The following is a 25,808-nucleotide window of genomic DNA, read 5'->3' as shown; positions in this document are numbered from 1 at the left end:
TCTCTCGTTAGTACTCACAGGGACGGGACAATATCTATTCACGATGTCCTTCGAGCCTTTATAAGAAAAGAGGTAGGTGCCAGTTTGGCGTACATCCATAGACGCTTTCTGGTAAGTGCTAAATCTCTGCTTAATGATGACGTGGATAGCGCTAATTTAAATGCGAGATGGTGGCGCATGCCTCACTCGGCCGATTATGTTTGGCGGAATCTGGCGTATCATTTGCAAGAATCGGAAGACTGGGCAGCCTTAGCTGCTTTGAATAGTGACCTTAGGTGGGCGCGTGCAAGGATCAAGCGCGATGGCCCGGTTCGTGCCGAAAGTGATTTGATTGCCCATGACCCACGCGTCGAAGCATTAAAGACGATTATCGCATCTAATGCACATCTACTTGTGCCGATTGATAATAGCCTCGACGAAACATCGCCCATATTGAATGCAATCATCGGAATACCCGAATTCGTGGATGCATCAAATTATTTAATAGAAGAGCGCGAAGCGGGGTGTCTAGTTAGGAGATGGGCAAGGCTTCAATCAGCGACGACCGTTGCTCGAATATTTGTTGGTCATACCGATCGAATTGCTGATCTTGCGCTATGTGGAGACGAACAGCTCGCCAGTGTCAGCGGTGACGGGACGATAAAGGTATGGGACCCGAAAAGCGGTTCAGCTCGACAGACTCTTTCTGTAGATGGCGGATGGGTCAGTAGCCTGGCTTCTGCGCCAGACGGAACATGGATTGCCAGCGGCGGCTATGGCAGAGTGATTCATGTCTGGGATCCGAGCACAGGAGAATTGCTAAACTCCTTAGCTGGACACAAAGACGCGATTTATGCCATGGCCGCGTTTCCAGATTCCCGACATTTAGTGACTGGAAGCGCCGATGGCACAACCCGTATCTGGAATACAAGGGATGGGAAATGCCAAATTATTCATGGTCGACTAACTCCGAGAATCTGGGCCGCCAGAGTATATTCTCGTTTCAAAAAGGAGACAATTTATTCCCGTGTCAGCAATGCGGTAGCCATCTCTCGAGATGGTCAGCGCATTCTCATAGGGGACTGGGAAGGTAAGGTTCATATTTTTGATTGTGTCACAAAGGAAATCGTTGGCATTTTCGATGGTCATACGAAACTTCGGGCACCTGTAACGGGAAATTGGGCGGGGCCGGTTGAATCTATCGCCATTTCTTCTGACGGAAAGTGGGCAGTAAGTAGCACAAGTAATATTGGAACCGTACTTGTTTGGGATCTTGAAACCGCGAGCACACGATTTAGGCTTCAGCATGGGAAGTTGGAGCGTCAGCATGGAGTGGATAGTGTCGCAATATCAGTCGATGACAGCCTAATCGTTACTGGAGGTAGAGACGCTGTTGCTCGTCTCTGGGATGGGCAAACTGGCGCTTCGCGCGGCCGCTTGATTGGCCATACAGCCAATGTTTCGGCGGTCGTCGTATCTCCCAACGGTGAACATATATTCACTGGTGCGGCAGATGACACGATTCGGCTTTGGGACGTTGAGCTGAGCACGCACGGGGAAGATGAAGATGATCACGGTGAAGGAACAATAATTTTTTTGCCCTCAGGGCTTTACCTCATTGCAGCTGACACTCAAGGGACGCTTCAACTCCTGAACTCCACGTCGGGGGACGTTCTCCGAAAATTAGGCGGTAATCGAGGTGGAATTCGCGATATCAAATATATTGAATCGAGAGGTCTTATCGTAGCGTTGGGCTGGAGCAGAAACGCTGGAGTTTGGCAAGTCGACTCAGGAACACTTGTGCGCGTCCTTTACGGGGAGCTCGACTCCCTGGACACACATAGCAGGTGGGTTGTAGCCGGCTGCTGGGACGGCACTGTAAAGATATGGGATTTGAGTGATGGAACAGAACCTAGAGTTAGAATTGGCCACGAAGGTCGAGTTGGAGCAATATCAATTTCGCCAGACGGCTCTTGGTTTGCTAGTGGGGGTCATGATCATCAAGTTTGTATCTGGGACTCAACTACCGGCAAGCTCCTTAAGCGCTTGGTTGCACACTCGAGATGGGTCAATCGCTTAGCCATCTCGTCCTCTGGTGCTTGGCTTGTAAGCGCGAGCGACGACGGAACTGTGAGGGTATGGTCCACCTCTGACTGGGCTCTGCTGCACGCCTTGGACGGGCATGAGAGCATGGTGAGGGCCATCGAAATATCTCGCGATGACCGCATTATCGTCACAGGTGGTTGGGATGGAGAAGTTCGAGTTTGGGATGCAGAAGATGGTCGTCTACTTCAATCCCTAAAAGGGCATACTGGAATAGTTGCGTCGGTGGCTATCTCCGAAGATGGGGCCTTGGTGGCGACCGCTTCCTGGGATCAAACTGTAAGAGTGTGGGACGTAGCGTCTGGCGCTTGCGTTGCGGGCCTTAGACTGGACGGCTATGCGACCAAATGTCAATGGCAGCCAAATAGCTCAGCCTTAGCTGTGGTAAGCCGATCGAGCATCCATCTCTGGAATTATTTAGATGCCCGAGATTTAATATCGCAGCCGAGCTCAGAGGCCTCTAACTAGCAAATCTGTCAACCACGGTCGCATTGGCCGCAGCTCATCTAGAATCGCATCCAAGATCAAGATGCTTTTCACTCGGGCCGTAATGGAACAGAACTGCTTCAGTTCCGCCTACGATCGCCCTCCTATGGTCTGCCACTGTCCCTGGCTGGGGGCGATCGGCGGGCTGGGACTTCGTTCCTCAGCCCCAGCCCATCGGAGCTGGTGGGCACACTCGCCGTTACATGTTCGCCATGCCCTGGCAGACCTGCCACGTGCTATTAGCCTGCCATCAGGCAAGGTAAGGAGGAGGTAATCACGGTCAGGCATGACCCAGACGCTTCCCAGGTCAGGGCCTCCGCAGGCCGCGATCCATGCACTTCCCAAGCTGACAGCGCGGGTTGGGTTCCTATCACCAACTCCAAACGGGAAGCCCGGACCGTCAGCGTCTTTTCACTCCCCGCACCACTGGCAGCCCGGTGCCGGAGTCGAGTACGAGGCGGTCGCCGAGCGGTCGCGTGAGCGTGATGGTGATCGTGGCCGTCTTGAGGATCGCGGGGCACATCTCGCCGGAGTACTCCTCGTCCACGTCGACCACCACCAGGTGATCGGTCTCGTAGGCACGCGCTCCGTGAATGCTGTCACAAGCGCCGTAGCCGTACTGGAGAAGCAACTCGTCCGGCTTGCCGACAACGAGATCGAACGCCGTCACCTCTTCGTTCTGCACCTGCTCGGGGCGGGTGGTGACGGCCGAGGGGTCGACCGCCACGTGGACGTACTTCTGTTTCACTCCTCTGACGGTGAACAGCCATGCGGGCACCTGGACCGTGCCGCGGCTGGTCTCCAGTGGCACCTCGTCCAGTTCTACACCGGTCACCTGGAGCGGGCGGCATCCCTTGGCCGGGCACTCCTCCTCGATGAAGTCGGCCGGCTCGCTGAACTCCGCGTACGCGTTCGCCGTCGTGACGAGCGGCACCTGGGAGACCGAACCGTCCGGCCAGTGCACATTCGCGCGGGTCGGGGAATCCGCGGGCAGCGTGGTGGCCAGCTGCCACGCGCCGTTGTGCGCGCTTCTGTTCGCCCAGGCCGGAATGGGGCCCACACGGGCCCATCCCCGCGGATTCATCACTTCCAGCGAAACGAACCCCTTACGCCAGGCTCGGTCGGCGGACGATCCCTGCCAGCGCGCCACCACCTCCTGGGCGCGATCTTTGAACTCTCCGGGCGAGACGCGATGGAACCAGCCACAGGAGGACAGGAGCAGCACCAGGGATAGGCACACGATCGTCCTTCGCACGAGACACCATCCGCCCCTATGATCAGCTGGCCCCTCGTTGAGCCGCTCGATAACGATCACGTTAGCCGGTCGCGTGCCGACAAATCGGATATATCGCCGAACGGGAATCGCCTCGCGCTCACCGGTTCCTAGTTGCAGTTCTAGGGCGCGTATTGGGTCGTGATCAATCTGTTGATTCGCCCTCGTGATGAGATCTGGACCGGTAGATCTTGTTGCGTGACGCGAGTGCAACTGACGGACGCGGAGTGGGAGTTCATCGGGCCGTACCTGCCGATCGGCGAGTACGGCCCGTATCCCGAGCGGTTACGGCAGCAGTTCGAGGGGGTGATCTGGCGGTTCAGGACCGGCGGACAGTGGCGGGAGATGCCGCGGGAGTTCGGTGCCTGGTCGACCGTCCACAACCGCTTCCGGCAATGGCGTGACGCCGGCGTCTTCGAGGCCCTGCTGGAGGGCCTGATCGCGGAAGCGGCCAAGCGGGGTGAGGTGGACCTGTCCCTGACCGGCGTCGACTCCACCACCGCGCGTGCTCACCACGACGCGGCCGGGATGCACCTGGGCCAGGACGTTCTCGGCGCACTGGAGAAGGCAGCTGCCCAGGAGGAGAAGGCCAGGTCAAAAGGGGCGGTCTCGAAGAACAAGACGGACAGGACGCCGAGATCGATCCCGAGCGGGAGAAGCGGCGACGCCTCCGGCGCCGACGAAAACTCCGACTGAAGGCCGCCCTGCTGGGACGCTCCAGGGGCGGGCAGAGCAGCAAGGTTCACCTGGCCGCCGACCGCAAGGGCCGCCCGCTGGCGTTCGTGCTGACCGCGGGCCAGGCCGCGGACAGCCCGCAGTTCATCCCCGTGCTGGGGAAGATACGCATCCGCATGCCCGTCGGCCGCCCCCGTACCCGGCCGGACGCGGTCGCCGCCGACAAGGCCTACTCCTCCCGCGGTAACCGAGCCCACCTGCGCAGACGCGGTATCAAGGCAGTGATCCCGGAGAAGAAAGACCAGGCCGCCAACCGGAAGAAGAAGGGCTCCGCGGGCGGTCGGCCTGTCAGCCATGACGCCGGCCTCTACAAGGAAAGGAACACCGTCGAGCGCCTGATCAACAAGCTCAAGGCCTGGCGAGGCGTCGCCACCCGATACGACAAGACCCCAGGCAGCTACCTCGCCGGCCTCCATCTGCGCGCCTCAATGATCTGGGTCAAGCACCTCACCCGGACCATCAATTGATCACGACTCGATACGCGCCCTAGTTGCAATCCAGCCCCGTTCAACCCCGTTCCAGAGGGACCGACCACGCCCGTTGGTCCGGGTGGGACCGATCGGGACGGGCAAGATCAGAGCTGCTAATGCGGTTTGGGTTTACCGCCCATCCGGGGTTCAAATCCCCGAGCCTCCGCAGATCAGAGGCCCTCTCCCGAGTACGGGGAGAGGGCCTTTTTGATCTTCGAATCCTGTCAGGGTGCGGTTCTCACTCATCACCCCAGAGGGCGGCTCCCACACGGGTGCTCGCGTCCTGCATCAATTCGCCGGCCACGTGGGGGCAGTGCTCGGTGATGGTCACCCGTACGCGGCCAAGAGTTCCTGCACGACGCGGATGCGCACCCCTTGGTCCACAAGGAGCTTTCCAAGCGTGCGGCCACCATAGCTAACGCGATATATCTTGACTCAAGGGTGTAACGCGACATATCGTAATTTCCCAGCGATGTGCCTCGGCCCTTGGAGGACGATCTCATGAACGAGCTGGTGCCTGTCCTGGTCGTCCTCTTCGTCGTCGTCCTCGTCCTGCTGTCGGGCTTACAACTGGCGCTCGTGTGCGGCGCGCCGTGGGGGAGCCTTGCGTGGGGCGGGCAGCACCGGGTCCTCCCGGGACCGCTGCGGGTCGGCAGCGGTATCGCGCTGGTGCTCTATGTCGCGTTCGCAGGCGTGGTCCTGGACCGTGCCGGCTGGATCGACGTAGTGGCAGAGCCCGTCGCAGTTGTCGGCACCTGGGCGGTGTTCGGGTTCGCTGCGCTCAGCGTCATCCCCAATGCGGTGTCCCGAAGCAAGCCGGAGCGATACGTCGGAACATCTGCTGCGTTCATGCTCGCGACCGCCAGTCTCGTCGTCGCGCTCAGTGGGGCGTCGACGACGTGACATCGTTTGGACCGGTGCCAACCCGTGGGCGGCGCCGGCGCTGTGGCCCGACCGCAGGATCGACCATGTGCTGTCCGTCTGGCCGCGCCGGGGCGGCGCGGGCCATCCGGTGCGCTGTGAGGTGATCGGCGACGAGCCCGTCGACGGGGTAGTGGCGTCCGACCATTACGGCGTTCTGGCGGACCTGCGCTACTGACCCGGGCGCCGGCACTTGATCCGGCGGGGGTCCCGGTTCGGTCGTGCCCTCGTCGGAGAGGACGTTCCCCCGCCGGAGAGGGCGTCCCCCTTGTCGGTGAGGACGGACGCAGGTCACGTCCCGGGGGATCGCGATCCCGTAGGAATCACACCGTTGAGGTGGGTGTTCAGCTCACGGCGGGTGGTGATGCCGAACTCCATGTAGATGCGCCCCAGATGGTTGTCGACGGTACGGGCCGAGATGCCCAGCTGCTCGGCGATGTCCTTGCTGGGCACCCCCTGTGAGGCGAGCAGTGCGATCTCCTGCTGCCTCCTGGTCAGCCGGGCACCGCTGTCCCCCGTGGCGAGGGCGGGAGTCCGGGCCCCCTCGCAGCGGGCTGCGAGCAGCTGAGCGCGGAGCGCGGCGGCCCGGGCGCGGTGGGAGTCACCGGCCTGCCGCAGGATTCCGGCGGCGACGCCGGCCGCCTCGGCGGCCAGGAGGTCGGCGCCGATGGCCTCCATCTCCTCGGCGGCGGCGAGCAGCCGGTCGGGGCATCCTTCGGCCCAGGCGGTGGCCAGGTCGGCTCGCGCCCGGTGGAACCGGCCGCCGGTCGTCCCGGCGATCTCCGCCAGCCGCTCCGCGGCCTCGCACGCTCCTCCGAGCCGGACGAGGTCGGTCAGCAGGACGGACTCGAACGCGACATGCCCGCGTTCCCCGGCCTCCCGCGCCGCCTCGGTGAGGACGGCCCGGGCATGGGAGAGCTCCCCTCGGGCGGCGTGCAGCCAGGCCACGCCCAACCGCTCCTCGGGAACGTGCACCGCGGGCGTCAGCCGGTCGTACTCGGCCAGGGCCGCCTCGGCCGCCTTCAGGTCTCCCTGCAGGGCGGCCGACGCGGCCAGTCCGGAGAGCGCCAGCTGCAGGACGACCGCGGTGTAGGGGCGTGCCGCCCGGATCAGCTCGGCGTACCATCGGCGGGCCTGCCCGGGATGGCCCGCCAGCCACGCGGCACGTCCCAGCTGGAAGGCGAGGAGTCTCTGCTCGGGGCTCGGCAGGCTCTGGGCGAGCGTTCGGTAGGCCTCCTCGCCCACCGCCCGGCTCTCGGCCAGGTGACCGCTCTCCGCCAGGGCCAGCGTGAGGATGGACTGGTGCGCCGCCTCGTGGGTGGTCATGGAGTACAGCTCGGCGTCGACGGCCGCGCTGACGGAGGTGGCGCGCCGGGCCCAGGTCACCGCCTCCTCGCAGCGGCCCACGAACGCCAGCGTCGCCGACCTGGTCGTCGCGGCGACCAGCCACGTCATCACGTCCGGCCCGGGCCCGGAGTCCAGGGGCAGGCGCGAGCACAGGTCGAGGCTGCGCGAGAACTCCGCCAGGCCGAAGTGGCCGGCGGCCTCGGCGACGGTGAGGACCTGGAGGCCGAAGGGGCTCGCGATCCGGCGGCGGGCCGCTTCGATGATCTCGTGGACCGTCCGCGGTGCGGCTCCCAGGCCCCAGACGAGGTTCTGCACCCGCATGCCCGTCACGAGCAGCGTCTCCTGCTCGTCACAGGCCAGCGCGCCCGCCCGCGACAGCACGGTCTCGGCCTGCCCGAACTCGCCCGCCTCGTACAGCGTCTTGCCCAGAAGCAACCGGTACCGGACGTCGTGCCATTCCTCGGGGACGGCGCGCAGGAGGGAGAGCGCACGGGTGTAGGCGCGCGTATGGGTGGCCAGGGCCGCGGCCCGCATGAGCAGTGCCGGGTCCGCCGTACCGGTGGTCGCCAGCCGGTAGGTGGCCAGTCGCATCGCGTCCTCACGCCGCCGGGCCCCGCTTTTCTCCAGCAGGGAGAGGTGGCGCAGCAGCGTTTCCTGGCGCCGGACCGCGGTGATGTCGGCGCGCAGAACCTCGCCGTAGAGGGGGTGCGCCAGCCGGACGGTGGTGCGCCGCCGTTCCCTGCCGACGACGATCAGTCCTGTCCGTTCGAGCTCGTCGAGCGTCCGGGGCTCGGCGTCGGCGGTGAGCTGAGCCATGGACAGCGGCTCGCACAGTGCCAGGGCCTCCAGCACGTCACGGCCCTCGGGCGATGCGGCCGACAGCCGGGAGCGGATGAGGTCGGTCATGCGCCGCGTCCCCGGTAGCCGGCCCGAGGTCATCTCCCACAGCTCGCCGTCGCAGGTCAGGATCCCGCCGGTCACCGCTCCGATCACCAGTTCGCGCAGGTAGAGCGGGTTACCACCGCTGGCGGTGAACATCTGGTTGACCGTGTTGGTGCCCACGGTCCCTCCGAGGACCTGTTCCAGCAGGGTCTCGACCTGCGGACGCTCGAAGTCGACGAGGTTCACCTGCCGCACCGCGTCCCCGCGCGACAGCGTCGCCACCGCGGTGCCGGGCGGTTCCCCCGAGCGCACCGAGCCGAGGAGGAAGATCACGCCGATGTCCATCAGCTGCCTCAGCAGCACCGCCGAGGTCGTGTCGAGCAGGTGGACGTCGTCCACCCCGATCACCATCGGAGCCGGGGCCTTTCCGGACCGCGACAGCAGTCGCGCCACCGAGGCGAACCCGGTGACCGGATCGGACAGGTCCGCCTCGTCGGGCAGCAGATGAGCGATGGTCCCCAGGGGAATCGAGGCGGCGGCCGCGGTGGCCACCGCACGGCCGATGCGCAGGCCGGCTGCCTCCGCCCGCTTCAGGCACTCCTCCATCAGGCGGGATTTCCCCGCTCCCGCCGGCCCGAAGACGATGAAGCCCCTGACCCGGGGGTCGCGCAGGGACTCGTCGAACGTCTCCAGGTGCGACGCACGCCCTACGAGCGGCCACCGCCCCAGCAGGTTCTCCCCGACCATCCCGTGATACCTCCGCCAGTCCTGCGGCTCCAGCAGCCGGGACGAACTCGTCGGTGCGCAGGCTCTGTGAGCACCATTCAGACGCTATTTCAGAAACGTCAGGATATCGAATTGATTTCAGAGTCGGTCGTCGGTCCCGCCGCAGAAGAATGGGCATATAAATATCGACGATCATCGTGATTTTGGATGACCGGAATAGCGCGGGATGGGGAGAGGACGCCGGAGGCCGCGCGAGCGTCGCCGGAAATTGAGTAGTCGTCACTCATGCCTGCTCCCCGGCGGCGTCCCCATCCTGATAGGCGAACTGCCACCCGCCCGTGCCGTACGGCATGACGTCCGCGGGCCGGCGGTCCGCCCCGGGCACACCGTCAGCGTGGATGGCCGCCCCCCTTTCCCGCCCCGGGCGAGAAACCGTCCTTCAATGACCAGAGGGGTCACAGAAATGCTGTTCCGCCTGCTCGGAAGCGTTCGGATCGAGAACGCGGAGACATCCGCCGGTGTCACGTCGGCGCCGGTCAGAGGGGTGCTCGCGGCCCTTCTCCTCGACGAGGGGCGATCGGTCTCCATGGAGCGGCTGATGGGGTCCCTCTGGGACGAGTCCCCGGATTCGGCCCGGAAGAACCTGCGCCTGCACGTGGCCCGGCTACGGAGTCAGCTGACGGCGTTCTCCCTGCAGGAGCGCCTGGTCACCCTGCGGGGCGGGGGCGGGGGATACCGCCTGCTCGTCGAGCCGGACGAGGTCGACGCGATCAGGTTCAAGCGGCTCGCCGCCCAGGGCTTCGCCGAGTTGCGCGCCCGGCGCACCGGAGCGGCCGAGGCGGCGCTCAAGGAGTCGCTCGGCCTGTGGCAGGGGCCCGCCGGGCAGGACTGCGCCGCCTCGGAGCAGATGAGAGCCCGCTTCGCCGCCCTCGACGAACTGCATCTGACGGTACGGGAACGCCTGGTGGAGGCCCGGCTGGGCCTGGGCCGCGCGCTCGACCTCGTCCCCGAGATCCTGGACATCCTGGCCGCGGCCCCCTTCCGGGAGACCTCGTGGGCGCACCTGATGCGTGCGCACTATCTCGGCGGCAACGCGGCGGGAGCGATCTCGGCGTGGACCTCCGCCACGGCGACGCTCAGCGACCACCTCGGCCTGGACCCGTCCGCCGAGCTGCGCGAGCTCCACCTCTCCGTCCTCCGCCGGGACGACGACGCCGTCCGCGACCCCTTCTCCCGCCACCGGGGCGAGGGCCCGGGGCAGGCCCGCCCCGAACCCGCATGGCCACGCCGGTTGCTCTTCGTCGACGGGAAATCCGTCGCCGCCCCCGCCGCCCCCGCCGCCCCCGCCGCCCCCGCCGCCCCCGCCGCCCCCGCCGTGGGCCGCCCCCCTGCCTGACCGGGCACGGACCGGGATCCCGGCCGGGATCTCCCGCGGACCGGGCGGCGGTCCCGGCGGGCGTCGGCCGGGCGCCTCACCGGCCACCTGCCGGGGAGAGGACCCCGACCACCTTGCCCACCACGTCCGCCACGGGCACGTATCCGAAATGGCGGGAGTCCAGGCTCTCCTCCGGATTGTCACCGAGCAGGACGACGCACCCGCCGGGGACCGAGGTCTCGCCCGCCCCGTGGGGTACCGAGGCGGGGACGGGATCCCCCTGGACGGCGGCGACCCTCTTGACGACCCGGCTGGGGGCGGAACCGGGAGAGGACCTCCACGGGGGGGACCGCTCCGCGCGGCCTGCCCGTCCCGGCCGCGCCACGACGCGCGGCGTGCCGGATCCCGTCGTACGAGAACGCTGCCACGGGCTCCGGGACGGGCACGATCTCCGGGACGGCCACGATGTCGGCCACGACGATGTCGCCCGCCCGGATCCGGCCGGGGTGCAGGCGCCGTACCAGCACCTTGTCGCCGGACCGGTGGGTGGGACGCATGCTGGCGCCCGAGACGATCGCCACCAGGAGGTTCCGGCGAGCCCACAGCACAGCCGCGGCACCGGCTGCGAGCGGCACGAGGATCGGGGCGAGCGGAGCGGTCACCGACCGGCCTGTCCGGGAAGGACCTCCAGGTAGCCCTCGGCCTGCATGGAGAACAGGTCGGCGTAGACGCCGCCGCGGGACACCAGTTCCTCGTGGGTGCCCTGCTCGACGACGGTTCCCTCGTCGAGCACGACCAGCAGGTCGGCATCGCGCACGGTGTTGAGCCGGTGGGAGATCAGCACGTTGGTACGGCCCGCCCGGCGCTGCCGCAGCCTGCGGTGGATCTCGTACTCGGCCTCGGCGTCCAGGCCGGAGCTGGGTTCGTCCAGGATCATCAGGTCGTGCCCGGTACGCAGATGCGCGCGCGCCAGGGCCAGCCGCTGCCACTGACCTCCCGACAGGGTCACGCCGAGGGCGCCGGAGGTGTCCTCGGAGGTGTCCTCCCCCTGGAGGAACAGCCGGGACAGCAGGGTGTCGTAGGAACGGGGCAGGCGGCCGACGAACTCGTGGGCTCCGGCGTCGACGGCCGCGGCGGTGATGCGCTCGCGGTCGTGCAGGTACGCCAGATCGCCCAGGCCGATGTTCTCGGCCGCGGTCAGGTCGTACTCCATGTAGTCCTGGAAGACCGCGCCGATGCGGGCACGCAGGTCGGCGGGGTCCAGGTCGCGCAGGTCGACGCCGTCCCACAGGATCGCGCCGCGCTCGGGGTCGTACATCCGGCACAGGAGTTTGATCAGTGTGCTCTTGCCCGCGCCGTTCCGGCCGATCAGGCCCACCGTCCGGCCGCAGGGGATGGTCAGGTCGAGGCCGCGCAGCGTCCAGGGGTGGTCGGGGGAGTAGCGGAACCAGACGTCGCGGAAGACGATCCCGCGCGCCAGCGGCGCGATCGCCCGGGGGGAGCGGGCGACGGGCAGGTCGGGTTCGGCGGCGACCACCTGCAGGTAGTGGTCGAACAAGAGCAGCTGACGGTGGCACTGGGCGATGGTGTGCACCAGTGACACGCTCGCGCCCTGCACGCCGCCCACCGAGGCGACCAGCAGCGAGATGTCACCGACGCTGATCCGGCCACCGGCGGCGGCGAGTACCGCCCACAGCAGCGTCCCGCCCGACACCGCGGCGCTCCCCAGGCCGATCAGGGCCTGGACGCCGACCTCGCGGCGGTCCATGTCGCGGTTCTCCCTGTTGGAGCGGCGCCGCTGGGCCGTCATGAGCTCACGCAGGTAGGTGCCGATGGCGAACAACCGGATCTCCTTGGCGGCCTGGGCACTGGTCAGCAGATCGCGGAAGAACATCTCCCGGCGTTCGATCGGACTCAGCCGCCACGACAGACCGGCTCGGCGGCGGGCCATCGACAGCTCCACGACCAGCATCGGCAGGACCGAGACGAGGATCACCGCGGGCAGCCAGGGGGAGATGACCGTCAGCGACCCCAGGAAGCCCAGACCGGTGACGACGGAGCGGACGACCGACAGGGCGGCCGAGACCATCACCCCGGGGGTGGTGGCGCCGTGCTGCAGTGCCATCTGCATCCGGTTGAGGAAGGCGGGGTCCTCGAAACGGGCCATGCCCACGAAGCGCTCGGCCGTGACGAACAGGTGTTCCTGGGCCAGGAGCCCGACACGGCGTTCGATCTCACGGGAGACGTACTGGGTGACGTGCGGTATCAGACCGGTCACCACGATCGTGCCGGCGAGCGCGACGCCCTTCCCCGCGACCGTGGCGGGGGAGACTCCGGCGGTGATGTCGTCCAGTATCAGTTTGGTCAGCCATGCCGTCACGACCGGTGCCGGCGCGGTCGCCAGCGTGAGCGTGACGACGACGGCGGTGAGCAGCGGGCCGGCCTGCCAGCTCAGCCGTAACGCGACGATGATCTTCCGCATGGTCAGACCGTTTCCAGGGCGGCCGCCGCGTCCTGGAGCAGGGTGCCGGAGGCGCGGACGACGCCGCCCGGGTCGACGATCGCCAGCGCCGGATAGGCCCTGACCCCCAGCGATCCGCACACCGGCCCGCCGTGGATCTTCTCCACCACCACGGTGGCCACCGGTTCCAGGAGCGCGGCCTTCTCGGCCGCGCCGTCGGTGCCGTCGGTGCCGACGACGAGGGCGAGCACGCGCTCACGGCCGGCGAAGGACGGGGCGAACCTGATGAACTCGGGCAGCCGCTCCTCACAGGCGGGGCAGCCGACGGAGAACGCCGCCACGAGGGCCGGGGCGTCGGCGAAGAACCCCTCGTCGAGGGGCGTACCGTCCGTGGCGGCGGTACGGAAGGCGCCCAGCCGCTCCCCGGCCTCGCGCATGACCGGCGGGAGATCACCGGGCGGCGGATGACCGGCCGGGAGGAGAGCGGCCTGCCGCGCCAGCAGTTCGCCCTGCGCGCGCAGCCTCCGGGCCACTCCCACGGTGAGAACGATGTCGAACGCGCACAGCACCATGACCGCGCCGACGAGCACCACAACGACATTCAGCATGATCATCCTTAGTGGTTCCACGATTGGACGTTCGCCGTCGCCCGCGGTGGTCAGACGAGCGGCCGGAACAGCTCGGTCATGTCGTCGGCGAGGAGCACCAGAGCGGCCCCCATCACGCCGGTGACCGCCGCCGCCGTGACACCGGCCGGCTCCAGCGCGACGGACACGGACGCGGTGCCGAAGGAGAGCACCACCCCGGTCAGCGAGGCGACGAGCAGCACCCCGTTGTGGACGAGCCGCCCCGGCCCCACCGGTGTGGACGAGGGACCGAAGCAGTTGCAGATCACGTGCCGGCGGAGGCGCACGGCCGTCGCGATCGCGACCGTGAACGCGGCCAGCAGCACCACCGCGATCACGAACCCCGCACCGGCCGTGGACGGGACCGCGAGCAGCACGGCCGCGGCCAGCTCACCCGCGACGACCGCGGGCGGCACGAGGGCCCTCGGCACCGGGGGCAGCCACGGCGCCAGCTCACCGGCGGCGGCGCGGAAGGAGGCGTAGCCGCCGCGGGTGCGGATCTTGCCCACCGCCGAGACCACGAAGACCACACCGACCAGAAGCCGGCAGCAGACCAGGACGTACTCCATGGAAATCCCTAATCTGGAGGGGGTGCCGCGACTCTTCGCCAGTCGCGGCACCCGTCCCTCCCTGATGGAGGTGGTCACTCACCTGACGGGTCCGGCCGGGGCGGCCCGGACCACCGGACGGCCCGGCTCAGCACACCATGAACGGCGGGCACGGGGAGGGCGGGCACGGGTGCAGGGGGACGAAGGGCCCGTAGGGTGAGCTGTTCCCACCGCAGATCGGCGTGCCGCACGGCAGCGTCTCCAGCACCTGCGTCACACCGTTGCAGGTCTTGACCCGCTTCAGACCCCTCGTGGGGTACGGCATTCCCCCGACGGGAGGGCAGGTGTACTCCTGCCACCCCTCGACGCACGCCATCGCCTGCGCCCGCGTGCTGGGGACCAGGCTCTCCAGCAGCCGGTCGGCGAACGACCGAACGATCCGAACCATCGGTTGACCTTCTCTCTCATGACGGCTCCTCTGCGAGGGAGCCGAACACTGCGACACGGATCAATCTAGGAAGGCCCCGCATGGAAACCGCATACACGCGGCATGGCCGGGGAACACGCGTCCGGCCCTGGCCGATCCCGGAATTCTCACCGGCGGCGCCACACCGTCGAACGGGTTCTCGGCCGGTCGTCGTCCGTCGTGCGCGGTGCAGGACCGGGCGCGGCCGGTGTGGGCCTGTTCGGTCGTCGTCATCTCGATCCGAGGGCCGTTCGGACCCATGCGGTGGCGTCACGAGTGCTCCGTGGCTCTGACGGCCGCCTCCGGATCGGTCTTCTCGTCAGCCGGTTCTGAGCCCGTGGACTCGGTGAGACGGAAGCCGCACAGACCGACGTCGTCAGGGTCGACGTCGTCAGGTCCCGGCATTCCCTCCACGACGAAGCCGAACAACGCCCGAAGAGCCTCTTCACCCAGCTCGAGGGGGTGGAACGGCAGTGGATACGGTTCTTCGTCCTCCCGGGAGGGATCCGGGTCCACGGGGTGCTCCCCGGCCCAGTAGGGAGCTTCGAACGGGAACGGCCGACCGATGTTCTCCAGGATTCCGCTGTCCGGCGACAGGCTGAGTGAGCGGACCAGCCGGCCGTTCTCCCATACGGCGAAGGCGAGCCAGTCGACCACGCTGTGCATCGCGTGCAGGACGAGCCTCCGCCCGGCGCTCGCCTCGATCAGATGAGCGGGCAGCCGGGACGGATGGTCGATCATGAAGCGCCGGTCGCAGACGATGTCCACGCCCGGCAGACTCGCGGCGTAGGTGATCCCCTCGGGGGGATGGATCTCCTCGCCGAGTGAGCTGTCGTCGGTCCGTTCCACGTGATGACCGGGATAGAGACGTCCGATCATCGTGACCGTCTCTTCGGTGCTCGGTTCGGATGCCCGGCGTAGTGCCTGGGCGATCTCACCCTCGGCGTAGGCCAGCAGTCCGGTCTTGGCTCCCATGAATTCCCTCTCGGTCGATGTCTCGAACAAGGACGAGCCAACCGTAATGAGACGGGGTGGTAACGATGGCGCCGGGAGCCGATCGAAGCGATCATCATGCATGCGGTTCAGAGACGGTCAGGGCAGCATTGTCGCGTGGTGACCGTTCGCACCGGTACGAGAGGAAGCCGTCCAATGGCGAAAAGCGGTCTGACTTTTCAGTGCTGGCGCGACGAGGGGCGTGTCACCCTCGCGGACCTTCTCACATCTTTAGGTTCGATCATCGAGGGCTACCGGTGGCGGCTGGTGGTGGACGAACTGCTCAGCCCTCGCTATCAGGAGATCACCGAAACCGCAGAAGGCCGTCTCATGGAGACCGGGCAACTCATCGCGATGTTCGGAAATGATGCTCAGCTCATTGACGGCGAGCTGACCGCTCACGACGCGGACGGGTCGATCGTCGACCTGACGATACGTGCTTTGGACAGCACGTGGTGGGACGTGGAGACGACCATGCAGGAGGTGCTGGACAGGATCTCGCTGCTCTATCCCGACGCGAAGGTGCTGCCCTGGCGATCGCCTGAGGAGGGCTGATCCCCCTGATCAGAGTTACCGGGTCTGCTGCTGGGCAGACTCGAACCGGTAGCCGCCGCGGGTGAGCACTTCGTCCCCCTGAGCCCCTTCGGGAGCCCTGCTAAAAGTCCGAAGCCGAAGCGATCAAGATGGTGACGCGAGCGCACAAGACACTGATTGGGGAATGCACCCGCCATGCCCAGCGGCTGCGGCACGCGCTGCCAGCAGCCTCGAACCTTCGGGCCGCGCACGTGCGGCGACCGCCGGGAAACGCCGGGAATCCCGGCCCGGCGCACCGGACCGGGATTCTCGTCGCCGGAAACCTCGAAACCTCCGGGGCCGGCTGTCGCGGCCCCGGCGGCCTATCTTCCGTAGACCTCCAGCTCCCACAGGGAGTAGCCGTACGGGGTCGCGCGCTGGGTGCCGTACACCCGCACGTATCTGGCGCCGGTCGCGGTGAAGGTCACGTCGTCCACGCCGCCGTCACCGGCGGTCGTGGCGTGCGCCTGCGTCCAGGTCGTTCCGTCGGCCGAGGTCTCGATCCGGTACGCCCTGCCGTAGGCCGCCTCCCACTGCAGTCTCACCCGGCTGACCTGCCGGGCGGACCCCAGGTCCACCGAGATCCACTGCGGGTCGGAGAACGCCGACGACCAGCGCGTGCCGCCGTTGCCGTCCACCGCGTTGCTCCCGACGAACGCCCCGTTCTCCGTGGAGGAGGTCGTGACCGGACGCCCGGACGACAGCAGCACGACACCCGGGCTCGGCGTGGGGGTGGGCGTCGGGGTCGGGGTCGGGGTGGTCCCGCAGTTGCCCGGGACGACCCCGGCCGCGTAGCGGAGCCCGCCGTACAGGTGCGCGCGGAAGTTCGGCTCGGTGTAGGACGCGCTGGTGTGGCCGAGACCGGTGTACCAGGACCGTCCGCCCTGGTATGCCTTGCACCAGGAGATCGGGTGGTCGGCCCCCATCGACCCGCCGGAGTAGGTCGACTCGTCCAGCGTGGCGAGCACGTGGGCGGTGGAACGGGGGTTGGTGCGGTAGTTGTACAGCTCGTCGGTGCGAACCCAGGTCGCCGGGAGGTGGGCCGTCGAGGGGTGCGTGCGGTCCTCCACCCGTACGGTCGCCTGCTGGATGGCGGGGTGGGAGGCGAAGTAGGCGCCGACGAGGCCGCCGTAGAAGGGCCAGTCGTACTCGGTGTCGGAGGCGGCGTGGACGCCCACGTATCCGCCCCCGCCCGCGATGTACGACTCGAACGCCGTCTGCTGCGTGGCGTTGAGCACGTCGCCGGTGGTCAGCAGGAAGACGACCGCCCGGTACTGGGCGAGGTTGGCGGTGGTGAAGGCGCCGGCGTCCTCGGTGGCGTCGACGGTGAAGCCGTTCTCGGTCGCCAGCCCGCGCAACGCGGTGATGCCCGCGGGGATGGCGTCGTGCCGGAACCCGGCCGTCTTGGAGAAGACCAGGACCTTGTACGCCGGATCGGCCGCCAGGGCCGGAGCACCCAGACCGATCATGAGGACGAACAACGCGGTGACGACCGCGATGACATTACGCACCGTAGACCTCCATTTCCCAGAGGGAGTAGCCGTACGCGGTCGCGCGCTGGGTGCCGTACACCCGCACGTACCTGGCACCGGTCGCGGTGAAGGTCACGTCGTCCACGCCGCCGTCACCGGCGGTCGTGGCGTGCGCCTGCGTCCAGGTCGTTCCATCGGGCGAGGTCTCGATCCGGTATGCCCTGCCGTACGCGGCCTCCCACTGCAGCTTCACCCGGTTCACCTGCCGGGCGGACCCCAGGTCCACCGAGATCCACTGCGGATCGGAGAAGGCCGACGACCAGCGGGTGCCGAGGTTGCCGTCCACCGCGTTGGAGCCCGCGGAGGCGGCGTTCTCGGTCGAGGACACGGTGACCGGGCGCCCTGCCGACAGCAGCGTGCCCGTGGGCGGGCCCCCGGTGGTCAGGGTGAAGTCGTCCACGTCGAACAACGCCCCCGTCCCCCCGGCGAAGACCAGGAAGAGCCTGGTGGTTCCGGCCGGGGCGTTCGTCAGGGTGGTGGAGACGTCGACGAACGTCTCCCACCCGCCGGTCGGCGCCACGGTGGCGGTGCCCAGCAGGGTCCCGGTGGCCGACCCCGCCCTGACCTGGATCGTCCCGCCGGCCCCGCCGGAGGAGACCCTGGCGGTGAGCCTGGTGACGCCGCTCAGGACGTAGGGGTCGAAGGAGATCCAGTCGCCGTTCTCGATGCTGCCGACGGTCTTGGCTCCGTGCGCGGCCGGCTTGTCGTACTGGGCGACGCCCTGGGAGGTGGTGTAGTGCTCGGCCTGCCGGTTCCTCGGCTGGGTGACGTGCTGGGTGTGGGTGGTCAGCCCGCCCGCGTCGGTGTACTCGGCGTCCCAGACCCCGAACAGGTTGGCGGCCCCGTCGTGCTCGCCGTTACCGGGCGTCTGGATCGTGCCCGAGCAGCCGTTGGCGCTGGCGAGCGGGTGGCCGTGGGTGTCGTGACCGAGGATGTAGGTCATCTTCACCTTCGCGCAGTCGATCGTCGTGTCCTCCGCGTCGGTGACCGTGATCCGGTACGGCACGGCGTCGCCGAAACCGAACACCTGCCCGTTGAGCGGGAGGTCGATCCGCACGACGGGCGCGGTGTTGCCGACGTTGATCTCGACGTTGGCCGTCGCGGTGTTGCCGGTGCCGTCCCTGACGGTCAGCGTGACGATCCGCCTGCCGTCGGTGGTGTAGGTGTGGGTGGGATTGGCCGCGGTGGAGGTGCCGCCGTCGCCGAACGCCCAGGAGTAGGTGAGCGCGTCGCCGTCCGGGTCGGAACTGCCCGCCGAGGAGAACGCCACGGTCAGCGGCGCCTTCCCGGAGACCTTGTCCGCGGTGGCCTTGGCGATGGGCGCGCGCCCGCCGGTCCCGATGTGCTCGATGCGGTACAGCGCCGAGTGCTCGTTGCCGTTGAACCAGCCGGTGCCGTAGTCGAGCACGTACAGGGCGCCGTCGGGGCCGAACGCCATGTCCATCACCAGCTTGCCCGACCAGGGGAAGGGCTGGATGGTGCCCCGGGTGCCGTTCGCGGTGACCTCGATGTCCTTGATCCACTGACGCTGGAGCTCGCCGGCGAGGAAGTGCCCGTCGAGCGACTGCGGGAACTTGACCGGCGAGTTCAGCGCGGCGGAGTAGCGGTAGACGACGCCGCCCATCGGCGACTCCGCGCCGCAGCCGAACTCCGGCAGGCTGCAGCCGTCGTAGGTGATCCAGGCGGGCTTGGCCGCGGGCAGCTTGACCAGGCCGGTGTTCTTGCGCGAGGTGTTCTCCGGGCCGCCCGCGCAGTCGTACTTCGCGCCGACCGTCGCGGTGTCGTAGTTGTAACGGGCGTAGGTCTCGGCCGGGGTGTTGTTGCCGGTGCAGTACGGCCAGCCGAAGAAGCCCGGCCCGGTGATCCGGTTGAACTCGACCTGGCCGGCGGGCCCGCGGGGACCGGCGGTGCCGGCGTCGGGGCCGTAGTCGCCGAGGTAGACGACGCCGGTGGCCTTGTCGACGCTCATGCGGAACGGGTTGCGGAAGCCCATCGCGTAGATCTCCGGGCGGGTGTTCGCGGTTCCCGGTGCGAACATGTTCCCGGCCGGGATCGAGTACGACCCGTCGGCGTTGACCTTGATGCGGAGCACCTTGCCGCGCAGGTCGTTGGTGTTGGCGGCGCCGCGCTGGGCGTCGAGCGCGGGGTTGCGGTTCGGCCTGTCGTCCAGGGGGGCGTAGCCGTCGTTGAACCCGGGCTCGCTGTCGTCGCCGGTGGTCAGGTAGAGGTTGCCCGCGGCGTCGAAGTCGATGTCGCCGCCGACGTGGCAGCAGGCGCCGCGGCTGGCCCTGACCTCCAGCACGCTCTTCTCGCTCGCGAGGTCGAGTGTGCCGTCGGTGTTCAGCCTGAAGCGCGAGAGCCGGTTGACGCCGTCGAACCGCGCGAACTCCGCCGCGGTGCCGTCGGGCGGGGAACCGTTCGGCGGCGTGGACAGCGGCGGCGCGTAGTAGAGGTAGACGAACCGGTTCGTGGCGAAGCCGGGGTCGACGCCGACGCCCTGCATGCCCTCCTCGTCGTTGAAGTAGACGGAGAGCTTGCCCGAAACCTTGGTGTTCCCGGCGGCGTCGGTGATCCGGACCGTGCCGTCACGGGCGGTGTGCAGGACGGAGCGGTCGGGCAGCACCGCCATCGTCATGGGCTCCCCCACCTCGGCGACCCCCTTGGCCAGCGTGACCTGCTGGAACTTGGTGGGGTCGACGGGCGGGGCGGCGGCACTCGCCGAAGCGGCGGCCGGCGCCGCGGCGGCGGTCGTGGTGCCGGTCGCGATCACGGTGGCGGCGGTCGCAGCGGTGGCGGTCGCGGCGGTCGCGGTCGCGGTGGCCGGGAGCGGGTGCAGGAGCGCGGACAGGGTGAGGAGAGCGGTCAGGGGTGGTAACCATCGGCGGAGCGAGGCCATGGGCGAGACTCCAGGTCTCTGTGGGGGGTGGACCGGTGGTCAGGGTCACGGGGCAGGGGGTTCGGGGTCTCTGGAGGGGGACACCGAGGACAAAGCTGAGGGAGCGCTCTCCCAACCCGAGATTGCTCTTGCTCGACAATCCTTGTCAAGAGGTTGTTTAACCTGACGGAAACAGCCCGCACACCCCCGGCGAACATCGACGCGCTTCGGGGAACGCTCCCCGGCCGTCCTGTTGTATCGTGCCGATGCCCCCTGAGCTGGCCGAACCGGTGGCTCTTCGGGAGAGCGTTTCCGCCTCGTCTCCGGTCGGCCGCCGGGATGAGCCCGTTCCGTGGCACTCCGTCGTCGGCATGAAAGGTGAACGCGACCACCCTTTGACAGGGAGCGCTCTCTTCATGATCGCCGACCCGGTGGCGTCCGGCAGGCCGGCATGGTCCCCTCAGGCCTCCGGCCCGGCGAGCGTCGATGGGGCCACGAAGGGCCCTGCGGGTGACACGGGCACTTCACGCCGTACGTGTCAGCCCCCCCAGAAGATCGATCAAGGAGGGTCCACGGGTACTCCAGGCACCTTCTCGCGGCTCGGCGACCAGATGTGTCAGAGCCTTCCGGTACGCGATCGGCGGTCAGTGCCCGGGGCCGAGCGGGCGGACGTCCGGTGTCCGCAGGGCCGCGGCGCCGGTCGCCGCCCTGACGAAGGCGGCGAGCGCCGGGGAACGGCTCTTTTCCGGCCACGCGAGCAGCATCGTCGTCGGCGGCGCGTCGAGCACGGGCACGCACACCACGTCGCCACCGGCGTAGGCGCGGGCGGACTCCGGCAGGACGGCGACGGTCCGTCCCATGGCGATCAGCTGCATCAGCTGCCCGGCGTCACGCACCTCGGGACCGTCGGCGCCGCCCCGGGGCAGGCCCGCCCAGCGCGGCATCACCTCGCCGTCCAGGTCCGCCAGGGTCACCGCCGCCCGTCCGGCCAGCCGGTGCCGTACCGGCATCACCGCGACCTGGCGTTCGACCAGCAGGTCCTCGGAGTCGAGTCCGGTCAGGTCCGGCCGGCCGTGCAGCAGCCCGACGTCGGCGGACCCGCTCCGCAGCAGGTCCGCCTGCTCGCCGAAGCCGCAGAACAGCACCTCGACCGCTGTCGCGTCCGGTTCCCCGGCGTAGGCGGCCAGGATGTCCGGCAGCATGCCGCCGTCGCCGACGGCCTTCATCACCAGGGTCAGCCGAGGGGCGGGGCTACCCGCCCGCTGGGCGCGGCGAGCGGCCGCCGACAGCCCCTCCAGGGCCCGCCTGCCCTCGTCGAGCAGTACCTGCCCCGCCGCGGTGAGCGCGACCTTCCTGCTGGTCCGCTCCAGCAGTACGACGCCCAGGCGGCGTTCGAGCTGCTTGACGGCCCGGGAGAGGGGCGGCTGCGCGATGCCGAGGCGCTGTGCCGCCCGGCTGAAGTTCAGCTCCTCGGCGACCGCCACGAAGTAGGCCAGCTCGCGAGCCTCCAACCCGTCCATACACCCACGGTATAGCTCATGACCGGATCGATCATGGTCTTCCGTGGCCGTGCGTGGTGAGGTCTGACCATGACAGACGCCACCGGCTCCATTTCGAAGATCGCTCTGATCACCGGCGCGAACAAGGGCATCGGGTACGAGACGGCCGCCCGGCTCGCCGCGCTGGGGACGACCGTCCTGGTCGCGGCCCGGGACCCGGACCGGGGCCGGGAGGCGGCCGGGACGCTGCGGGCCACCGGCGGCGACGCCCGCCCGATCACGCTCGACGTCACCCTCCCGGACACGGTCACGGCCGCCGCCGCGCTGATCGAGCGGCGTTTCGGCCGTCTCGACATCCTGGTCAACAACGCCGGTGTCGCCGGGAGCCTCGCCGGTCAGTCACCCGGCGGCGCCGACCTGGACACGGTGCGGGCGGTGTTCGACACCAACGTCTTCGGCGTGATCACGGTGACCGACGCGTTGCTGCCCCTGCTGTCGCGCTCTCCCGCGCCGCGGATCGTCAACGTCTCCAGCAGTGTCGGCTCGCTGACCGCCCACGCTCCCGGCGGCTCGATGGCCTGGCTGCCGGGATCGGCCGCGTACGCCACCTCCAAGACCGCGCTCAACGCCCTGACCGTGCAGTACGCCAAGGACCTCCGCGAGGCCGGCGTGCTCGTCAACGCCGCCGACCCCGGCGGGTGCGACACCGACCTCACCAGGCCGACCGGGTTCCCCGTCCGGCGCACCGCCGCCCAGGGCGCGGACGTCGTCGTACGGCTGGCGACCCTCGGGCCCGACGGTCCCACCGGCGGCTTCTTCAACGACGCCGGCCCGGTGCCGTGGTGACCCCCTCCCGGGGCACCGGCGTACCGGTCGACGTGCCCGACCTCGCGGTGCCGGTCGGGGACCGGTGTCAGGCGAGGACCGTCGCCGAGCGTCCCTCGTCCACGGTGTACGCGCCCGCGGAGAGCGCGCCGAGGCTCACGGGGTCGAGGGTCAGCGAGACGACGCCGCCGGGCAGTACGCGCGAGCTCTCCTCGACGGTCGCGAACGTCGCGGGCGTCGATCCGTCCGGGAACAGGCGCTTCCCCGTCCCGACGACGACCGGGTACTGCAGCAGCCGGTGGACGTCGACGAGCCCTGCCCGGTGCAGGGCCTGCACGAGCCGCCAGCTGCCGTGAACCTGGAGCTCCTTACCGGGGAGCTCCTTGAGGCGGCGTACCTCGTCGACCAGGTCACCGCGCAGGACCGTCGCCGGGCTCCAGCCGGCCTCCTCGTCGGTCAGCGTCGAACTGACGACGTACTTCGGCAGCGTGTTGAGTTTCGTGGCGATCAGGTCGTCGGGATCGGTGACCTTCGACCAGTACCCGCCGAGCAGGCCGAAGCTCGTGCGGCCGAAGAGGAACGCGTCGGCCTCACGGAACCAGCCCTCGACCACCTCGGTGGTGTGCGCCGAGGCGTACGGGACGAGCCACCCGCCGCGGTCGAAGCCGTCGGAGCGGTCCTCGTCGGGGGCTCCGGGTCCTTGCATGACGTTGTCGAGACTGACGAAGGTGTTGACGCTGAGCAGCACGGTTCTCCCACCGGATTCGGGTCACGGACAGCAGGCCGGAGCCGGCCCGCAGGCGGACACTAGCTGCCCGGCCCGGGGTGCCTCTTGTACAGGAACGACATCGCGGCACGGTCGCCCACCTGCAGCTCGCGCGCGGTGCACCCGACGTAGCGACGCAGCGCACGTGCGAGGTGGGCCTGGTCGAAGTACCCGAGCGTGTCGACGACCCCGTGCCAGTCGTGGCCGTCGCCCAGCATCATGGCGGCGGCGTTCGCGCGGTCGATCTGCGTCACGGCGGTCCGCGACAGCCCGGTGATCGCCCGGTGGCGACGCTGAAGGGTGCGCCTGGTCGGGCCGGCCCCGCGACGCCCTGCGACGTGCTGCTCCTGTCCGAGGCGCGACCGCACCAGCAGGCCCGCGTCCTGCAGTCGCCGGACGAAGTGCTCGACGTTCTCGTACGTCGGCGCCTCCCACTCCTCGCCGCCGATGACGACTCTGCCCGAGCCGGTCACCGGGAACGGCACGTACCCGTCGGTGATCGAGGCCGCGGGATGCGGCCGGAGAACCGCGCCGAGTGCGAACCGGACCCCGAGGAACTCGGTGTCCGGCGGGACCGGTGCGGTGGTCGCCCTCGTCTCCGGCCCGCGCAGGCCGACGGACAGGCGTCCCCGCGTCCGCGCGATGATCACATGTGAGCAGGTGCGCGCCGCGGACGTCATCGTGTCCTCGACGTCGCTGCGGGTGCGCCATACGCGATCGACGACGCTCGCGTCGATCTCGGTGCCGCGATGCTCGAATCGCAGGGCCATGGCCTCCTCCGCTCCATCGGGACCCCGGTGGGGATGAACACATTCTCGACGAAGTACCGCCTGCGCCAGATGGCCGGCCCGCGGCCGTCACCGGTCGAGCCGGAGCGGGAAGGAGACCGGGCCGCCGGGGGTGCGGACGGTCACCAGCCCGTCGGAGCAGGTGATCGCGGGGGGCACCGGTGCCGGGGACGACCAGGGTCAGCACGGAGCGCGCCGCCGGGGACAGGACCGTCACCGACCGCGCCGTCCGGAGGTGACCGGTCGCGATCTCCTGGAGTTCGACCTCCTGGCCGTCGAGCGGCCGGCCGGACGCGGACGCGGACGCGGACGGGGCGATCCGGGGTGGCGCGCTCACGACGGTCTCCCCGGCATGGTCATCCTTCCGCGACGATCGAGGGTCGCTTCTTGTCGCCCGATCCTCCGATGCGCTTTCACGGTTCACGGATGTGAACGGATGTGATCCGCGTCACCCGTCCTCACCGGTCTCCGGGGCGGGCGAGGAGAGGTGCCCGGTCAGTCGATCCGGATGATCACTTTCCCGAAGGGGCGGCCGTCGAGGTAGTGGGCGAAGGCCTCGTGCGCGTCGGCGAAGCCGAACACGCGGTCGATGACCGGCCGCAGCCGGTGCGCGCCGATCGCCTGGTTCATGGCCTCGTGGTCGGCGCGGCTGCCGACGAAGAGCCGCCTGATGGTCACGAGGCTGGACGCGTAGGCCTCGTTGGAGATCTCGATGCCGGACCCGCGGCCGTCGGCGGATCCGGACGCCGTCGAGAGCAGCACGATCTGCCCGTACAGGGCCGATGCCCTGACCGACTGCTCGATGGTGGCGGGCCCGACGGTCTCGACGACGAGGTCCACCCCCCGGCCGCCGGTGAGGTCGCGTACCGCGCGTCCCCATCCGGGGGTGGCGGTGTGGTCGACGACGTGGTCCGCGCCGAGCTCGGTGAGCCTGGCGGCCCTGGCGTCACCGGAGGTGGTGGAGATGACACGGCAGCCCAGCAGCTTCGCGAACGCGAGGGTGAAGAGCGAGACGCTGCCGGTGCCGAGGGTGAGGACGGTCTGCCCGGGCCGGAGGGGCTCGCCGCCGACGACCGCGTTCCACGCGGTCACCCCGGCGCACGGCAGGCACGCCGCCTCCTCCCAGCTCAGGTGATCCGGTACGGGCACCGCCCACTGCTGGTCGAGGAGGGCGTACTCGGCCAGCATGCCGTCCAGGGTGCAGCCGAACTGGTCGAGGAGCTCGGGCCTCAGCCTGCCGTCGTGCCACCGGGGCCAGTAGGCGCCGACGACCCGGTCGCCCACCGCGAAACGCGTCACCTTCTCGCCGACGGCGACGACCTCACCGGCTCCGTCGCTGACCGGGACGACGCCGGGCACCGACGGCAGGGCGTAGCGCCGCTGCAGGATGAGCGCGTCGCGCCGGTTGAGCGAGACCGCGCGGACGCGGACCAGGACGTCGGTCGGCTTCGGCGTCGGTACCGGTTCCTCACGCGGCACGATCCCGCCGGCGAGCCCGGGTCCCTCCAGCCGGTAGGAGCGCATGGTCGTCCCGCCGGTGGCCGCTTCACCCGCCATCG

The 25,808-nt window shown here is 68.6% G+C and carries 22 protein-coding genes and 1 pseudogene; 7 read left to right on the top strand and 16 right to left on the bottom strand.

Annotation, left to right across the window (positions count from 1 at the left end; all coding sequences use genetic code 11):
* The first annotated feature begins 84 nt into the window (after nucleotides 1-84).
* Entirely contained in the window at nucleotides 85-2,550 is a 2,466-nt protein-coding gene (locus ABD832_RS10405; RefSeq protein WP_344891874.1) for a hypothetical protein, read from the top strand.
* A gap of 418 nt (nucleotides 2,551-2,968) precedes the next feature.
* Here the strand turns inward: ABD832_RS10405 and ABD832_RS10400 are convergent, their stop codons facing one another.
* The gene (locus tag ABD832_RS10400; RefSeq protein ID WP_344891871.1) at nucleotides 2,969-3,793 is read right to left on the bottom strand and encodes a hypothetical protein; all 825 of its coding nucleotides are present in this window, start codon (nucleotides 3,791-3,793) and stop codon (nucleotides 2,969-2,971) included.
* Nucleotides 3,794-4,039: 246 nt separating this feature from the next.
* Between ABD832_RS10400 and ABD832_RS10395 the strand changes: the two are divergent.
* The 3 genes and pseudogenes from ABD832_RS10395 to ABD832_RS10385 all read left to right on the top strand — a co-directional run bounded on the left by ABD832_RS10395 (nucleotide 4,040) and on the right by ABD832_RS10385 (nucleotide 6,145).
* Nucleotides 4,040-5,043 (top strand): annotated as a pseudogene (locus ABD832_RS10395) (IS5 family transposase).
* Nucleotides 5,044-5,547: 504 nt separating this feature from the next.
* Complete coding sequence (locus ABD832_RS10390; RefSeq protein WP_344891868.1) at nucleotides 5,548-5,949, top strand: hypothetical protein; 402 nt, start codon at nucleotides 5,548-5,550, stop codon at nucleotides 5,947-5,949.
* 67 nt (nucleotides 5,950-6,016) lie between these two features.
* Nucleotides 6,017-6,145, top strand: a complete 129-nt coding sequence (locus ABD832_RS10385) for a hypothetical protein (RefSeq protein ID WP_344891865.1) — start codon at nucleotides 6,017-6,019, stop codon at nucleotides 6,143-6,145.
* A gap of 113 nt (nucleotides 6,146-6,258) precedes the next feature.
* Here ABD832_RS10385 and ABD832_RS10380 read toward each other — a convergent pair whose 3' ends face one another.
* Nucleotides 6,259-8,943 (bottom strand): helix-turn-helix transcriptional regulator, encoded by a 2,685-nt coding sequence (locus ABD832_RS10380; RefSeq protein WP_344891862.1) that lies wholly within the window; start codon nucleotides 8,941-8,943, stop codon nucleotides 6,259-6,261.
* Nucleotides 8,944-9,041: 98 nt separating this feature from the next.
* Nucleotides 9,042-9,209 (bottom strand): hypothetical protein, encoded by a 168-nt coding sequence (locus ABD832_RS10375; protein WP_344891859.1) that lies wholly within the window; start codon nucleotides 9,207-9,209, stop codon nucleotides 9,042-9,044.
* A 155-nt stretch (nucleotides 9,210-9,364) separates the two neighbouring features.
* On the opposite strand from ABD832_RS10375, the gene ABD832_RS10370 reads away from it, so the two are divergent.
* Nucleotides 9,365-10,318 (top strand): AfsR/SARP family transcriptional regulator, encoded by a 954-nt coding sequence (locus tag ABD832_RS10370; RefSeq protein ID WP_344891856.1) that lies wholly within the window; start codon nucleotides 9,365-9,367, stop codon nucleotides 10,316-10,318.
* Nucleotides 10,319-10,394: 76 nt separating this feature from the next.
* On the opposite strand, the gene ABD832_RS42105 is transcribed toward ABD832_RS10370, so the two are convergent.
* The 7 genes from ABD832_RS42105 to ABD832_RS10340 all read right to left on the bottom strand — a co-directional run bounded on the left by ABD832_RS42105 (nucleotide 10,395) and on the right by ABD832_RS10340 (nucleotide 15,475).
* Complete coding sequence (locus ABD832_RS42105) at nucleotides 10,395-10,508, bottom strand: S26 family signal peptidase (protein ID WP_425582579.1); 114 nt, start codon at nucleotides 10,506-10,508, stop codon at nucleotides 10,395-10,397.
* Nucleotides 10,498-10,959, bottom strand: a complete 462-nt coding sequence (locus tag ABD832_RS10365) for a S26 family signal peptidase (RefSeq protein WP_344891853.1) — start codon at nucleotides 10,957-10,959, stop codon at nucleotides 10,498-10,500. The genes ABD832_RS42105 and ABD832_RS10365 overlap by 11 nt, the downstream gene beginning before the upstream one ends.
* Nucleotides 10,956-12,779 carry an ABC transporter ATP-binding protein gene (locus tag ABD832_RS10360; RefSeq protein ID WP_344891850.1) on the bottom strand — a complete coding sequence of 608 codons (1,824 nt, stop codon included), beginning with the start codon at nucleotides 12,777-12,779 and terminating at the stop codon, nucleotides 10,956-10,958. Before ABD832_RS10360 ends, ABD832_RS10365 begins: the two co-directional genes overlap by 4 nt.
* Nucleotides 12,780-12,781: 2 nt before the next feature.
* Complete coding sequence (locus tag ABD832_RS10355; protein ID WP_344891847.1) at nucleotides 12,782-13,366, bottom strand: thioredoxin domain-containing protein; 585 nt, start codon at nucleotides 13,364-13,366, stop codon at nucleotides 12,782-12,784.
* Nucleotides 13,367-13,416: 50 nt separating this feature from the next.
* On the bottom strand, nucleotides 13,417-13,953 hold the full coding sequence (locus tag ABD832_RS10350; protein ID WP_344891844.1) for a MauE/DoxX family redox-associated membrane protein: 537 nt from the start codon (nucleotides 13,951-13,953) through the stop codon (nucleotides 13,417-13,419).
* Between the two features lie 127 nt (nucleotides 13,954-14,080).
* Nucleotides 14,081-14,380 carry a hypothetical protein gene (locus ABD832_RS10345; protein WP_344891841.1) on the bottom strand — a complete coding sequence of 100 codons (300 nt, stop codon included), beginning with the start codon at nucleotides 14,378-14,380 and terminating at the stop codon, nucleotides 14,081-14,083.
* A 288-nt stretch (nucleotides 14,381-14,668) separates the two neighbouring features.
* Nucleotides 14,669-15,475, bottom strand: coding sequence for a DUF6928 family protein (locus ABD832_RS10340; protein WP_344891838.1), 807 nt, complete (start codon nucleotides 15,473-15,475; stop codon nucleotides 14,669-14,671).
* A 36-nt stretch (nucleotides 15,476-15,511) separates the two neighbouring features.
* On the opposite strand from ABD832_RS10340, the gene ABD832_RS10335 reads away from it, so the two are divergent.
* Nucleotides 15,512-15,946, top strand: a complete 435-nt coding sequence (locus ABD832_RS10335; protein WP_344891835.1) for a hypothetical protein — start codon at nucleotides 15,512-15,514, stop codon at nucleotides 15,944-15,946.
* Nucleotides 15,947-16,287: 341 nt separating this feature from the next.
* Here the strand turns inward: ABD832_RS10335 and ABD832_RS10330 are convergent, their stop codons facing one another.
* The 3 genes from ABD832_RS10330 to ABD832_RS10320 all read right to left on the bottom strand — a co-directional run bounded on the left by ABD832_RS10330 (nucleotide 16,288) and on the right by ABD832_RS10320 (nucleotide 21,891).
* Nucleotides 16,288-17,475: a ThuA domain-containing protein gene (locus ABD832_RS10330; RefSeq protein ID WP_344891832.1), complete on the bottom strand. Its 1,188-nt coding sequence runs from the start codon at nucleotides 17,473-17,475 to the stop codon at nucleotides 16,288-16,290.
* A complete protein-coding gene (locus tag ABD832_RS10325) occupies nucleotides 17,468-20,392 on the bottom strand; it encodes a PQQ-dependent sugar dehydrogenase (RefSeq protein WP_344891829.1) in 2,925 nt (974 codons plus the stop codon). The genes ABD832_RS10330 and ABD832_RS10325 overlap by 8 nt, the downstream gene beginning before the upstream one ends.
* 623 nt (nucleotides 20,393-21,015) lie before the next feature.
* The gene (locus ABD832_RS10320) at nucleotides 21,016-21,891 is read right to left on the bottom strand and encodes a LysR family transcriptional regulator (protein ID WP_344891826.1); all 876 of its coding nucleotides are present in this window, start codon (nucleotides 21,889-21,891) and stop codon (nucleotides 21,016-21,018) included.
* Nucleotides 21,892-21,960: 69 nt separating this feature from the next.
* On the opposite strand from ABD832_RS10320, the gene ABD832_RS10315 reads away from it, so the two are divergent.
* Nucleotides 21,961-22,716 (top strand): SDR family oxidoreductase, encoded by a 756-nt coding sequence (locus tag ABD832_RS10315; RefSeq protein ID WP_344891823.1) that lies wholly within the window; start codon nucleotides 21,961-21,963, stop codon nucleotides 22,714-22,716.
* A gap of 67 nt (nucleotides 22,717-22,783) precedes the next feature.
* Here ABD832_RS10315 and ABD832_RS10310 read toward each other — a convergent pair whose 3' ends face one another.
* The 3 genes from ABD832_RS10310 to ABD832_RS10300 all read right to left on the bottom strand — a co-directional run bounded on the left by ABD832_RS10310 (nucleotide 22,784) and on the right by ABD832_RS10300 (nucleotide 25,806).
* Complete coding sequence (locus tag ABD832_RS10310) at nucleotides 22,784-23,443, bottom strand: dihydrofolate reductase family protein (protein WP_344891820.1); 660 nt, start codon at nucleotides 23,441-23,443, stop codon at nucleotides 22,784-22,786.
* Nucleotides 23,444-23,502: 59 nt separating this feature from the next.
* Nucleotides 23,503-24,231, bottom strand: a complete 729-nt coding sequence (locus tag ABD832_RS10305) for a helix-turn-helix transcriptional regulator (RefSeq protein WP_344891817.1) — start codon at nucleotides 24,229-24,231, stop codon at nucleotides 23,503-23,505.
* 513 nt (nucleotides 24,232-24,744) lie between these two features.
* Nucleotides 24,745-25,806, bottom strand: coding sequence for a zinc-dependent alcohol dehydrogenase family protein (locus tag ABD832_RS10300; RefSeq protein WP_344891814.1), 1,062 nt, complete (start codon nucleotides 25,804-25,806; stop codon nucleotides 24,745-24,747).
* Nucleotides 25,807-25,808: the final 2 nt, after the last annotated feature.

This window comes from Streptosporangium longisporum (genome assembly GCF_039534895.1).
GTDB classification, from domain to species: domain Bacteria; phylum Actinomycetota; class Actinomycetes; order Streptosporangiales; family Streptosporangiaceae; genus Streptosporangium; species Streptosporangium longisporum.
The sequence above is the reverse complement of the archived record's forward strand: the minus strand, read 5'-3'. Positions and strand labels throughout refer to the sequence as shown.